The following is a 13,239-nucleotide window of genomic DNA, read 5'->3' as shown; positions in this document are numbered from 1 at the left end:
TTATACCACCCCGGAATTCTGAGGATTTTGCACCGCCAGCCAGCGCGCCGGTTCGGCGAGGATCTGTCGGTACAGCCGATAAAGCGTGTCCGGCGTGGGGACGTCATGGCTCGCCTGACCGTGACGACGATGGGCCTGCCAGGTCAGGGCTGCCTGAATCAGCGGCGTTTCTGACGGCGGTTTGCCGGATGCTGCCAGCAGGGGAGCCAGATCTTCCGGGGTCAGAGCGGCCAGTTGCGGTTGCGCTCGCTCAAGGAAGGTTCGGGTGATATCCAGCAATGTCTGAGCGCTAAAGTGTGCCGACTGGGCCATAAACAGCAGCCCGCAGCATCCGGCACTCTGGTGAAAGCGACAGCTAACCGCATAGCCGACCCTCAGTTCATCGCGCAGTTGCCGGAAGTAATCCGGCGCCAGCAGCGCGGCCAGCAGGCGCACGGCGCTTTCGCTGGCGGGAAGGGTATCGGGAGCCGGACAGAAGAGCAGAATGGCCGCTTCATCGTTGTTTGCTGGCAGATAGTGATGTCCACTGGCGGCAGGGGCAGGCGCTTTATCCCGGGTCAGTGGCCACGGTAGCCTGCTAAGCCGCTGCGCCAGTTGCCGACGTAGCGCGTCATCGCCGCCCATCAGCGCCGCCTGCCAGTACGGTTTATCTTCCGGGGGCCCCAGCAATGCCGGAAGCTGCGCCATCAGGGCGCGTAGGGCAATCTCGCCCATTAATTGCTGCTCCTGCCGGGCCCGGGCGATTTCGCCCCGTCGCCACGTTTCGGGCGTCATCTGTCCAAATGCGTTCAGTACGCTGTCCAGCGCCCATTCCATCACCAGCGGCGGGCCGCTTAACGACAGCAGCCATTCGCCGTCGACGCAGTTGAATTCCATGTCGCCGCCGTAGTGGCGACAGGCCGCCGCCAGCGGTGCACAAACCAGTTGCAGGGCCAGGCCTTGCCCGTCAGGCAGTCGCGCGCCAAGCAAAAAGGCTGGTGCTCCCTGCCATGTTAGCTGCGCCAGTTCGACTGACCGCAACGGCGTTGGTGAAAGCGCGGGGCAGTGGTCATCCATAAATTGCCAGCCTGTCACCGGGAGCACGTCGCTGGTGGAGGGATACTCTCCCATCTCCAGTCTGAATCCCAGGCTGTTAACCGTCTGACCGTCGAGCCGGGGCGTGCTGTACAGGCGCAACAGGCTGTCCGGCGTGATTGCCTGTAACAGCGGCCGCCACGCTTTGGAACAGGCGGCTTCACCCAGCATCAACGCCCGGGAGCGTAGCTGTTCCAGAGGGGAGCCGGCGTTAAATTCGCGCCGGGCCAGCGTCGCATAGTGGCGGGCGATTTCCGGACTCTGGCGTTGTAACTGCGCCAGCCAGTCGAAAAACAGGGCGGCGATACTTTCCGGCGCGGCTTCGCCGCAGGGAAGGTCAATAGCCAGTATCCGGGTATGTGGATTTTCCAGCACCTGGCGCAATGCCGGGCGAGCGCCTGGAGCCTGTTTGCCCAATGCCTGAGCCAGGCTGCCTGGCGCATCGTCCTGAATAAATCCCTGGAGCAGGGCCGCAGCTTCGACAATAGCGGGATGATTATCAACGGCGAAGGCCAGCCGCAGTAGTGGCGTCTCCGCCAGCTTTAGCGCCATACGCCGTGGTTCAACGGCAAGGGGAAGAGCGATCGGGAACGGTTCTGCGCCATTGGGCAACTGCGCCCAGGGGGCGCTCAGCGCCATGAGCGTTTCTTCGCTTTGCGGTCCCTGGAGCCACAGCGACATATTGCCAGCGTGGTAATGGCGTTGGTGGAAATCGCGCAAGGCGGCCCGGATGGCCTGCGTGTCTTCGCCGAAGGTGGCCTGGCTACCGACATGGAAGCGATGCAGGGCCGGGGAGCCCGTACAGGCCAGTAGCGTCGCGGCTTCGCGCAGGGTTTCACCGTGGCGCTTAAGCAGGCCATATTCGGCATCAATAGCCGCGGTTTCCGCCTGGAGAGCCGCCAGGGGAAAGGCCGGAGCAGACAGCATATCGAGCAGCCGTTCCAGACCGTCAGCCAGTCGCCCGGATCCGACTTCAAAAAAGAAAGCAGTCTGTTCACCGCGAGTGGTGGCGTTGAGCTGTCCGCCCTGGCGCTGAACCCAGGGCATCAGCCGCTGCTGGTCACGGTAGCGGGCGCTTTCGGCAAACAGCGTATGTTCCAGCAGATGGGCCAGCCCGGGCCAGGCATCGGGTTCGTGACAGCTGCCGGTTTCGATGCGAACCAGCGCCGCCGCCCGCTTCGCCCCCGGCTGCGTAATGGCATGGACCCGCAGTCCGTTGGCGAGGCGGCGAACGATCATACGTGGCTCTTGTAGATGAGCTGTGAATTAGCGCGGTTACGGAACTGAAGCTGATGGATATCGAGCGATGCGCACTCCGCCTGGCGGCGGGCTTCGATAATCTTACCGTGATGGGGGGATTTGCTGCACACCGGGTCGGCGTTGGCGGCATCGCCGGTCAGCATATAGGCCTGGCAGCGACAGCCGCCGAAGTCTTTGGTCTTTTCCGGGCAGGAGCGGCAGGGCTCCGGCATCCAGCTATCGCCGCGAAAGCGGTTAAAGCCGAAGGATTCGAACCAGATATGCTTAAGACTGTGCTCCAGCACCGACGGGAATTCGATCGGCAACTGACGGGCGCTGTGACAGGGCAGCGCGGTGCCTTCCGGCGTAACGCTCAGGAATACCGCTCCCCAGCCGCCCATGCAGCCTTTAGGGCGCTCTTCATAGTAGTCCGGGGTTACGAACAGCAGGTCGGTCAGTACGCCGTCACGCTCCATACGGGTGCGGTAACGGGCGACCACCTCTTCCGCCCGGGCGATCTGATCGCGGGTCGGCAGTAGCCCTTCGCGGTTCAGGAACGCCCAGCCGTAGAACTGGCAGGTGGCAAGCTCCACGTCGTCGGCTTCCAGCGTCAGGCTCAGGTCGAGGATCTTATCGATCTGATCGATATTGTGGCGATGCAGAACAAAGTTGAGCACCATCGGGTAGCCGTGCTCTTTCACCGCTTTCGCCATTTCCAGCTTACGCTCGAACGCTTTCTGGGATCCCGAAAGCGCAGCATTGAGATCCGGATCGCTGGCCTGGAAGCTGATCTGAATGTGATCCAGCCCGGCATCGGCGAAGTCGGCGATCTTTTTGCGCGTCAGACCAATGCCGGAGGTGATCAGGTTGGTGTAGAAACCAAGATCGCGCGCCGCCCGAATCAGCTCGGGCAGATCCTTACGGGTCAGCGGCTCGCCGCCGGAAAAACCGAGCTGTACCGCACCCATCTCTCTGGCCTGTTCAAAGACCCGGATCCACTGATCGGTGGTCAGCTCTTTTTCCTGGCTCGCGAAATCCAGCGGGTTAGAGCAGTAAGGGCACTGCAGCGGGCAGCGGTAGGTCAGCTCTGCCAGCAGCCACAGCGGCGGTTTAATGGCTAATTCACTCTGGCTCACGTAATAAAATCCATTTCTGTTGCACCACGCGCGGGAAGAAGGCGACAACGTCGTTATCCACGCCTCCTGCATCGGGGTAGCGCTGGTTAAGTTCATCGATTATCCCGGCAATGGAGCGCTTACCGTCCACCAGCTGCAGAATTTCCGCTGCGGGGCCGTTCAGCTTTGCCATACCTTCCGGGTAAAGAATCACATGGCAATTTTGCGCCTCTTCCCACTGCAGGCGGTAGCCACGGCGGAAAACGGGGATCTGTTCGGTACTCATCAGACGAGCCTCGTGGTATGCCAGGCGTCTTTATCGGTGACGCTGTGATAGGGTTTGCGATGCAGCTCATAGGCCATGGTCATGGCATCCAGCATCGTCCACAGGATATCCAGTTTGAACTGTAGGATCTCCAACATTCTTTGCTGTCTTTCAACCGTAGTACAGAATGTTTTTGCAAGCGTAAGACCGTGTTCCACGTCGCGACGGGCCTCATTCAGACGGCGGCGGAAGTAGTCGTAACCTTCGGCTTCGATCCACGGGTAGTGGCCGGGCCAGGTGTCCAGCCGCTTCTGGTGGATCTGCGGTGCGAATAGCTCGGTCAGGGAGCTACAGGCGGCCTCCTGCCAGATGGTGCGGCGCGCGAAGTTAACGTAAGCGTCCACTGCGAAGCGCACTCCCGGCAGCACATGCTGATGGGAAATCAGCTCTTCACGCTTCAAACCGACCGCTTCACCCAGCCGCAGCCAGGCTTCAATGCCGCCCTCGGCGCCCTGATAGCCATCGTGATCCAGAATGCGCTGAACCCACTTGCGGCGGGTGTCGGGATCCGGACAGTTAGCCATGATCGCCGCATCTTTCAACGGGATATTGACCTGATAGTAGAAGCGGTTCGCCACCCAGCCCTGGATCTGCTCCCGGGTCGCCTGGCCGTTATGCATCGCCACGTGATAAGGGTGATAAATATGGTAGTAAGCGCCTTTGTCACGCAGCGCCTGTTCGAATTGTTCAGGGGTCATGGGTGCGGTTTGCATAGTCGTGTTTTACCTAAATTTCGATGAGCATGCCGTCGTGGCTGACTTCAATACCGTGGCGGGTTAGCGCCAGGCGTTCAGCGGACTCCTCATCAAGAATGGGGTTAGTGTTATTAATATGAATAAGGATTTTGCGCCGGGCCGGTTGAGCCGCCAGCAGCGCCATCAGACCCTGCTGTTCGCCAAGGGCCAGGTGTCCCATCTCTTTGCCGGTATGGCTGCCGACGCCGGTGGCGGCCAGCTCGTCATCCTGCCACAGGGTACCGTCCACAAGCAGACAATCAGCGCGCCGGAACCAGGGCATCAGCGCCTCGTCAGGCTCGCCCAGCCCGGGGGCATAGAGCAGCGCGCTGCCGCTGGCGGTATCTTCCACAAACAGCGCTACGTTGTGTCCGGGCAGCGGACGGCCGCGATATTTCGAATAGGGCGGCGCATTGCTGACGATGGGCAGGGCGGTAATACGCAACGTCGGGCAGATTCCGGGGTTAAAGGCTTCGTCCGGTGTTATCTGGTGATGTACCAGACCGCCATTCCAGTGCGACAGCATGGGAAACAGCGGGAACCCCTCATTAAGGTCGTCATGGACTTCGGGGGTGCACCAGACCTGATGCGGGCAGCCTTCACGCAGGCTTAGCAGCCCGGTGGTGTGATCTATCTGACTGTCGGTCAGAATAATGGCGCCAATCGCGGTTCCCCGCAGAACATCGGTCTTGTGGAGTTCGGGATTCGCGGCCAGCTGTTGGGCGATATCGGGTGAGGCGTTACACAGGATCCAGTTTTTCCCGTCGTCGCTCAGCGCGATGGAAGACTGGGTACGCGGCGTGGCTTTGATGGTACCGTTGCGAACGCCCCGACAGTTCCGGCAGTTGCAGTTCCACTGAGGAAAACCGCCCCCGGCGCCGGAACCCAGGACTTTAATTTTCATGGTAAATCCGTTTTGGTGGGAAAGGCTCCTCCCGATTCGGGAGAAGCCGGGCGTGCTTAGCGGTTGGAAATGTACAGCGTCACTTCCAGGCCTAAACGCATATCTTCAAAATCAGGCGTGCACCATGTTTTCATATTATTTACCTCCGGTTATTAATCGCCACCCAGTCAGGGCTATCCGTTATGTTAACGAGGGACTGACTTGCCACTCTCCCGCTTATCAGGATAGCGTCAGGGTGATAATCCCGGGTTTTGGACCCGGGTCATGAGGCCCTATTTTAGATCACGATCACAATTTTTAATTAACAAATCATGCAAACCATTAACGGGTTTCGCACGATTAACTAACCCCAGCTCTGCTTCAGCACCCGTAGCCAGTTGCGCCAGCACAGTTTTTCCAGTAATGAGTCCGGGTAGCCCGCCTGGCGCAGGGCATCGATAAGATGTGGAAGCGCCGCCACATCGCGGAGCGCGTCCGGGGTTTGAGTACCATCGAAATCCGAACCGAAGCCGACTCTGTCTTCCCCCAGTTTTTCAATCAGGTAGTCAATATGGCGCACCACCTGAGTCAGGGGTGTGTCGGATTCCCGCTTGCCGTCGTCGCGCAGGAAGGCGTTGCCGAAATTAACGCCAACCAGGCCGTCGCTGGCGGCGATGGCGGTCAGTTGATCGTCGGTAAGGTTACGCGGCTGGGGACAGATGGCATGGGCGTTAGAGTGGCTGGCGACCAGCGGCGCATCGCTCAGTTCAGCGGTATCGAAAAAGGCTTTCTGATTCATATGTGAGACGTCCAGCATTATACCCAGCCGGTTACAGGCGTGAATCAGTTGCCGACCGGCCTGCGTCAACCCGGGGCCGCTGTCCGGCGAGCCGGGAAAGCTGCCGTTAATTCCTTCACCAAAGGCATTCGGCAGATTCCAGAAGGGGCCGATACTGCGCAGGCCCGATTGATACCATCCTTCGAGCTGGCTCAGATCCGCATCCAGCGCCGCTGCGCCTTCGATATGTATCACCATCGCGATTGCGCCGTCGTGAATACTGTTCTCGATCTCCGTTGCGTTCAGGCACAGACGCGCCCGGCCCCTGGAGCGCCCAACCAGCTCGTGCAGCAGCGCCATCTGGCGTTCGGTAATCTCCAGTGCGCTCAACTGTTCCGCCTGCTCCTGAGAGATATTGAGCATCTGCGCCACGTAGTGGGCCGGAGGTACAAAAACGGCGAACAGACCGCCCACAAAGCCGCCCTGGCGCATACGCGCATAATCGAGCTGTCCCGGCATCGTGCCATCAAGGAAATCCTCAATCGGCGAGCCTGACAGCATCCACAGTTGCAGGAGCAGATCGTTATGCCCGTCAAAGACAGGAAACGCATGTTTATTCATAGAGTTATTCATCTTTTCAGGCTCCTGTAGCAGAAGGGGAACGGTGGGCCCGGATAACCGGCGAGAACATTAATTCTACTAATGTTAACGATATGTCTATTAAATTTTAATCTTTAACAAAAATTTTTAACATATCCGAAAAAGTGATATGTTGATCGGGCTTTGACTGTTTCAGACGGTATCGCTCCGGTGCCGCCCAGCGTCAGCCATAGCATAATTTTTTGATTTCTTGGGAATTATTGCACTTTTTGACTCTGTAGTGACTCCTGGATAGTGAAAAAAACAAAAGAGGCAGTAGAGATGAGGAAGTTGGCGCTTGTCATGCCCGCGGCCAATCTGCTGGGCGCGAACCACAAAGTGGACGTAGCGGAAGAGAAAACCGTCGATGTATTGCTGGTTGGCGGTGGAATCATGAGCGCGACGCTGGGCACGTTGTTGCAGGAACTCGAACCGGACTGGACCATCGAAATGGTGGAACGCCTGGACGGTGTGGCGCAGGAGAGTTCGAACGGCTGGAACAACGCGGGTACAGGCCACTCCGCGCTGGCGGAACTGAATTATACCCCCGAAACCGCCGACGGCGTGGAGATTACCAAAGCCGTTAACATCAATGAATCCTTCCAGATAACCCGCCAGTTCCTGGCATGGCAGGTTCGCAATGGCGTTCTGCATAACCCCCAGAGTTTTATCAACAGCGTCCCGCATATGAGTTTCGTCTGGGGCGATCGGAACGTCAACTTTCTGCGCAAACGTTTTGCCGCCCTGCAGCAGAGTACCCTTTTCCGCGGTATGGAGTATTCAGAAGATCCGGAGCAGATCAAAGCATGGGTACCGCTGATGATGGAAGGGCGCGATAGCGAACAGAAGGTCGCCGCCACCCGTATTGGTATCGGCACCGACGTGAACTTTGGCGAAATCACCCGTCAACTGGTGGCATCGCTGCAGAAGAAACCCAACTTCAGGATGCACCTGAATACCGAGGTTCGCACACTGAAGCGCAACAGTGACGGTACCTGGAGCGTGACCCTTGCCGACAGTAAAACCGGCCAGGATCGGGTGGTCAAAACAAAGTTTGTCTTCCTGGGGGCGGGCGGCGCATCGCTGAGCCTGCTGCAAAAATCCGGTATTCCGGAAGCGAAAGAGTATGCCGGTTTCCCGGTGGGCGGTGAGTTCCTGGTGACCGATAACCCGGAAGTAGTCAACCGTCACCTGGCGAAGGCGTATGGCAAAGCGTCGGTAGGGGCGCCGCCGATGTCGGTACCGCATCTGGACACCCGGGTGCTGGATGGCAAGCGCGTGTTGTTGTTCGGGCCTTTCGCCACCTTTTCGACCAAATTCCTGAAGAGCGGCTCGCTCTGGGATCTGTTCGGCACCATCAACGGCTCCAACCTGATGCCGATGATGCGGGTCGGGCTCGATAACTTCGATCTGGTGAAGTACCTTATCAGCCAGGTGATGCAGAGCGATGAAGACCGCTTTGACGCGCTGCGCCAGTACTACCCGGATGCGAATCCGGATGAATGGCGTTTATGGAAAGCCGGGCAGCGGGTGCAGATCATTAAGCGCGATCCGCAAAAAGGCGGGGTGCTGCGTCTGGGCACCGAGATCGTAGGCGATCGCGAAGGCACCATCGCCGCGCTGCTGGGGGCGTCGCCGGGGGCATCGACCGCCGCGCCTATTATGCTCAACCTGCTGGAGCGGGCCTTCAGCGAGCAGATGGCCAGCGCCTCCTGGCGTATGAAGCTACAACAGATCATTCCATCCTGGGGCACAAAGCTTAATGGTAATGTCGAGGCGACCGAACAGGCGCTGAGCTATACCAGCGAAGTGCTGCAACTGGATAATCCGGTCCCGACCTGGCGTCCCGATGCCGCTCCGGAGCCGGATCGCGGTATTCCGGCCGCACAACCGGAAACGGTGGCCGATATCGCGCTCTGATTTCCGCGTTGCTGATGGCGCCGCGCGTTTTCACGCGGCGTTTTCTCCCTTCTGCGAATACTCTTAATTACGGCAAAGTGCCGGGCGACGGGCAGAAATATCGGCCAGGTTTGCCAGAGGGGCGCAATTTTGCTATCCCCAACATAACATCATGACCGAACGGCAGCCGTGGCTGCCGTTCGGTCATTTTGACAGGGGGATCGGTCGACTTAAAGGTAAATCATGCGGAAAATCCGCCCGTTGCGGAATCGGTATTCAAAACGTCCCGCTGCTTACGCCTGCCGGATATTTTGACTACGGGGTCCAGCACGCGCCGTTCTGGCTTGTCCGGTGACGGCTCCGGCACCCGATATCAGACGCTTTTTCCCGATCCCCTTATCAGACGCTCTCAGGCTTTGGCCTGGCGGGCGAGGTGTGCCTGATGGCGTCCGGGTACTTTGCCGGAAACGGGGTTTGTTGATGACAGAGGTTTTTCCGCTCGGGTGGCGACACCGGTCGTCGGCCGTGACCTGGCAGGAGAAAATTGCGATGCAGACAAACTCATCATCTGTAGATCAGGAACTGCCGCAGCAGGTCAGCGATGTCACAATAGTGGACAAGCCGCTGATGAAGCGCGCCATTGGTGCGGCTTCGCTGGGAAACGCCATGGAGTGGTTTGATTTCGGCATCTACGGCTACCTGGCCGTCATTCTGGGTTCGGTCTTTTTCCCGGATGCCAGCCCGGTAGCGCAGTTGCTGTCGACCTATGCCGCCTTTGCGGTGGCCTTCCTGGTTCGCCCTCTGGGTGGACTTTTCTTTGGCCCCTTAGGGGATCGCATTGGCCGTAAGAAAGTACTGGCATTAACCATGATTCTGATGGCGCTGGGCACGTTTTCCATAGGGCTTATCCCCAGCTATGCCGCTATCGGACTATGGGCGCCGGCGCTGCTGCTACTGGCGCGTCTGGTTCAGGGATTTTCCACCGGTGGTGAATATGGCGGTGCCGCGACCTTTATTGCCGAATATGCGCCGGATAAAAAGCGCGGCTTTATGGGAAGCTGGCTGGAGATCGGCACGCTGTTCGGGCTGGTGATATCGGCGATGCTGGTGACCGGTCTGACGCACCTGTTGGGCAATGAGGCAATGCGCGAGTGGGGCTGGCGAATTCCCTTTCTGATCGCCGGTCCGTTGGGGCTTTTAGGGGTATGGTTGCGGCTGCGGCTGGAGGAGACTCCGGCCTTTCGTCAGTACCTGGAAAAGCAGGCGCCGAAAGAGAAGCCGCCCGGCATGGTACAGCAGTGGCGGGATCTGCTGGCGAACAGCCTGCGCCCGTTTCTGATCTGCATCGGGCTGGTGTTTATCCTTAACGTTTCGGACTACATGCTACTGACCTGGATGCCGGGCTACCTGAATGTGGTGATGGGGTTTAGCGAACTTCAGGGGCTGGCGGTGGTAATGGTCGCCATGCTGTGCATGATGGCGGTGATCCCATTCGTTGGCATGCTGTCGGATCGCATCGGGCGCCGTCCGCTGTGGATGACCGGCTGTCTGGGGTTCCTGTTCCTGTCGCTGCCCTGCTTCTGGCTACTGGGTAGCGGCAATCTGGGGCTGGCGTTTGTGGGGATGCTGGTACTTGGCCTGCTGCTGAGCTGTTTTCTGAGTACCGTGGCTTCCACGCTTCCGGCGCTGTTCGCCACTTCGGTCCGCTATGGCGGTATGGCGATCGCCTATAACCTCTCCACCTCGCTGTTTGGCGGTACGGCGCCGCTGTTTAGCGCGTGGCTGGTGGAAAGCACCGGGCACCCGCTCGCACCGGCGTTTTATCTGATGTTTGCCGCAGCCGTTGGGGGAACCGCTGCCTGGCTGAGCAAAGAGAGCTCGCGCCAGCCGCTGGCTGGTTCGCCGCCAGCAGTGGAAAGTCATTCAGAAGCGGTGGCGCTGGTAAGGCGTAACCGCAAGCGACGTATTGGCATGAAGCCGCTTTCGGCCCGATAAAAGAACGCCGGGCGATAGTGCCCGGCGCGTTCCATTCAGGGTTATCCCTGGCGTTTATCTTCCGTTAGCGTATCGAAGTCCGAAGCGTCGTGACGTTCGTGTAGCTGTTCGGAAAGCGGCCCCGATGTGCGATTGACGATACGTCCGCGTTTCACGGCGGGTCGGGCATCTACCGCCTTCGCCCAGCGCACCACGTTCTTATAGCTGGCGGCATCCAGGAATTCGGCGGCATCGTAAGAGCGGTTCAGTACCAGTCCCCCGAACCAGGGCCAGATAGCCATATCGGCAATGCTGTACTCATCGCCCGCCACCCATTCGTGATTCGCCAGTTGCCTGTCCAGCACGTCGAGCAGGCGTTTGGTTTCCATGGCGTAGCGGTTAATGGCGTATTCGATTTTGACCGGCGCATAGGCATAGAAGTGGCCAAAACCGCCGCCTACAAAGGGGGCCGATCCCTGGAGCCAGAACAGCCAGTTCATGGTTTCGGCGCGCGCAGGTTGGCTGGTTGGCAGGAAGTGGCTAAATTTTTCCGCCAGATAGAACAGGATAGAGCCGGACTCAAACAGGCGGGTCGGCGGGGTGGTGGAACAGTCCAGCATGGCCGGGATCTTGGAGTTCGGGTTGACGCTGACAAACCCGCTAGAGAACTGATCGCCTTCGCCGATTCGAATCAGGTGCGCGTCATATTCCGCCTCTTTTACCCCCTTCTCCAGTAACTCTTCCAGCATAATCGTGACCTTCTGGCCGTTGGGAGTCCCCAGTGAATAGAGCTGTAATGGGTGTTTGCCTTGCGGTAGCGTCGTCTCATGGGTGGCGCCGGATACAGGGCGGTTAATGGAGGACCAGGTGCCCCCATCTTCAGGCTGTTCCCAGGTCCATACTCTGGGAGGTTGATATTCGTGTTGCGACATCGTATTCCGCCTTTTGTTAAGTGATAGAGACCTGTAAAGACAGAATAGTGTAGCAGAAGCCGGGGTCTTTCCCGCCAGTGCGGTATACCGTTGTATTGGCGGACGATGCGTTTATAAAACATCTCTTTACCCGATGCGTAATGATGTCGTTTGATATTTTTCAGATCGTGAGGCGCGAAGCTAAAAAATATGTTGCTTGAGTTGTTTAATCTCATTGTTTTGGTAAAGATACCAGGTTGGGCTGGAAATATAGCGTGAGTTATTCAATCTATACAAAATTTAAAACCGGGTTCAACTGCTGTGGCACATTGCTGGAACAAAGAGCAGAGATGTGTGAGTATTTTATATATAATAATTAATAGGTTGGCTAGAACAGATGTTCAGTGTGTTCATGAGCGTAAATAATCTGATTCTATTATCCATGCCGAATATCTTCGGGGGTTTGGCGGGCCGCTAAGTATGAATAATTACAGCGTAGTTATTCTTTATCGTCCGGCCGTTATTGTAGAAAAATATTTCTGGTTTGTTTGAACAGTGCCACGAATAAAATTATATCCGATAGACTCTCCCGCAGTGAAAAAACGATTAGTGTCCATAAATCAAACATAGTACGTAAACCTGGGCTAAAGCGTATTCCCATAACACTGGGTAATGGCCTTAAGAATTCGGGGAAAAACGCCTAAGCATTCTGTCTGCTCTCCTCTGCCCTGAGCGACATTCCCTGGTGGGAAGGGAAGCCTGAAAGGATTCAATCATTCTATAATCCTGTAATCTTTTGATTTTATGATTACAGGATTACAAGAGTGTTTAATCCTCGCCTCTTTCCTTAAGCCACTGTTTTATCAGCGTTGTTGTCACTTCTGTCATATCCATATCGGCCTTAAGACAGGCCATCTTAAAGGACTTGTGCAACTCTTCCGGAATGTTCATCTGCAGTTTTTTGGTCAAACCGGTAGCGTTGCGTAACGAATTGACTGCCTGAACCGTGTTGCGGTTCTGGCCGAGTTTCATTTTCATACCAGCAGCTCCAGTATCTCGTTGGTCAGCACTTCAATCTCCCCTTTTGCGGCACCGTCATCGGTATCGAATACGGTACTGCCGTCCAGCATCACTCGTACATAGCTCTGGCGCTGGGCCATGCCGGTGCGTAGCGCCGGTACGCCGGTATCGGCGATGGAGGCTTTAAGTACCGACAGCATGCGCGCTTTCTGCACTTTACGGGTAATAAAGAAACGAGCGACGACGGGTTGCAGATCCTGTCGCGCTTCCAGCACAGCGAGAATCGCGCTACAGGCGGCGAAATCCAGCGGGGAAGGGGTGACAGGAATCAGCACCAGGTCGGAAACCATCACCGCCGCAGCCGAAATGGCTGAAATCGCGGCGGCGCCGTCGATGATGACATAATCATAGGATTTTAACGCCTTACGGACCTGGTAAACCTCTTTTTCACTGGCCGCTTCGGTCAGATCAAACTGGCACTTACTCTCTTCATACCAGTTGCTGATGCTCTGCTGGGGATCGGTGTCGACAACAGCGACCGAGTAGCCTTTGCGAGCAATGGCGGTTGCCACATTCACCGCCGCAGTGGTTTTTCCCACGCCGCCTTTCCCGTTCAGAAAAGCGATAATCTTAGTCATGGCTTATCCT

General features: G+C 57.5%; 13 protein-coding genes. 3 read left to right on the top strand and 10 right to left on the bottom strand.

Going from position 1 to position 13,239, the window contains the following annotated elements:
- From pqqF to FEM41_RS01605, 7 genes are all read right to left on the bottom strand, one after another.
- Positions 1 to 2,313 (bottom strand): pyrroloquinoline quinone biosynthesis protein PqqF, encoded by a 2,313-nt coding sequence (pqqF, locus tag FEM41_RS01635; protein WP_138093806.1) that lies wholly within the window; start codon positions 2,311 to 2,313, stop codon positions 1 to 3.
- Entirely contained in the window at positions 2,310 to 3,449 is a 1,140-nt protein-coding gene (pqqE, locus tag FEM41_RS01630; protein WP_175340742.1) for a pyrroloquinoline quinone biosynthesis protein PqqE, read from the bottom strand. The genes pqqF and pqqE overlap by 4 nt, the downstream gene beginning before the upstream one ends.
- Positions 3,436 to 3,714, bottom strand: coding sequence for a pyrroloquinoline quinone biosynthesis peptide chaperone PqqD (pqqD, locus tag FEM41_RS01625; RefSeq protein WP_138093804.1), 279 nt, complete (start codon positions 3,712 to 3,714; stop codon positions 3,436 to 3,438). Before pqqD ends, pqqE begins: the two co-directional genes overlap by 14 nt.
- Entirely contained in the window at positions 3,714 to 4,451 is a 738-nt protein-coding gene (gene pqqC, locus FEM41_RS01620) for a pyrroloquinoline-quinone synthase PqqC (protein WP_421804789.1), read from the bottom strand. The genes pqqD and pqqC overlap by 1 nt, the downstream gene beginning before the upstream one ends.
- A gap of 28 nt (positions 4,452 to 4,479) precedes the next feature.
- Complete coding sequence (pqqB, locus tag FEM41_RS01615; RefSeq protein ID WP_138093800.1) at positions 4,480 to 5,391, bottom strand: pyrroloquinoline quinone biosynthesis protein PqqB; 912 nt, start codon at positions 5,389 to 5,391, stop codon at positions 4,480 to 4,482.
- Positions 5,392 to 5,447: 56 nt separating this feature from the next.
- The gene (gene pqqA, locus FEM41_RS01610) at positions 5,448 to 5,525 is read right to left on the bottom strand and encodes a pyrroloquinoline quinone precursor peptide PqqA (RefSeq protein WP_138099083.1); all 78 of its coding nucleotides are present in this window, start codon (positions 5,523 to 5,525) and stop codon (positions 5,448 to 5,450) included.
- Between the two features lie 209 nt (positions 5,526 to 5,734).
- Entirely contained in the window at positions 5,735 to 6,781 is a 1,047-nt protein-coding gene (locus FEM41_RS01605) for a dipeptidase (protein ID WP_138093798.1), read from the bottom strand.
- 309 nt (positions 6,782 to 7,090) lie between these two features.
- Here FEM41_RS01605 and mqo point away from each other — a divergent pair, with 309 nt between their 5' ends.
- Together mqo and proP are read left to right on the top strand one after the other, a co-directional pair.
- Positions 7,091 to 8,707, top strand: a complete 1,617-nt coding sequence (mqo, locus tag FEM41_RS01600; RefSeq protein ID WP_421805388.1) for a malate dehydrogenase (quinone) — start codon at positions 7,091 to 7,093, stop codon at positions 8,705 to 8,707.
- Between the two features lie 528 nt (positions 8,708 to 9,235).
- Positions 9,236 to 10,681, top strand: coding sequence for a glycine betaine/L-proline transporter ProP (gene proP / locus FEM41_RS01595; protein WP_138093794.1), 1,446 nt, complete (start codon positions 9,236 to 9,238; stop codon positions 10,679 to 10,681).
- Positions 10,682 to 10,722: 41 nt separating this feature from the next.
- On the opposite strand, the gene yghU is transcribed toward proP, so the two are convergent.
- Positions 10,723 to 11,592, bottom strand: coding sequence for a glutathione-dependent disulfide-bond oxidoreductase (gene yghU, locus FEM41_RS01590; protein WP_138093791.1), 870 nt, complete (start codon positions 11,590 to 11,592; stop codon positions 10,723 to 10,725).
- A 527-nt stretch (positions 11,593 to 12,119) separates the two neighbouring features.
- Between yghU and FEM41_RS25125 the strand changes: the two genes are divergently transcribed.
- Positions 12,120 to 12,275, top strand: a complete 156-nt coding sequence (locus tag FEM41_RS25125) for a LuxR C-terminal-related transcriptional regulator (RefSeq protein ID WP_168198751.1) — start codon at positions 12,120 to 12,122, stop codon at positions 12,273 to 12,275.
- 124 nt (positions 12,276 to 12,399) lie between these two features.
- On the opposite strand, the gene FEM41_RS01580 is transcribed toward FEM41_RS25125, so the two are convergent.
- Complete coding sequence (locus tag FEM41_RS01580; RefSeq protein ID WP_138093790.1) at positions 12,400 to 12,609, bottom strand: plasmid partition protein ParG; 210 nt, start codon at positions 12,607 to 12,609, stop codon at positions 12,400 to 12,402.
- On the bottom strand, positions 12,606 to 13,229 hold the full coding sequence (gene parA / locus FEM41_RS01575) for a ParA family partition ATPase (protein WP_138093788.1): 624 nt from the start codon (positions 13,227 to 13,229) through the stop codon (positions 12,606 to 12,608). The genes FEM41_RS01580 and parA overlap by 4 nt, the downstream gene beginning before the upstream one ends.
- Between the last annotated feature and the right edge of the window lie 10 nt (positions 13,230 to 13,239).

Source organism: Jejubacter calystegiae (assembly GCF_005671395.1).
GTDB lineage: Bacteria > Pseudomonadota > Gammaproteobacteria > Enterobacterales > Enterobacteriaceae > Jejubacter > Jejubacter calystegiae.
Note: the sequence above shows the minus strand (reverse complement) of the source record. Positions and strands in the feature narration are given on the sequence as shown.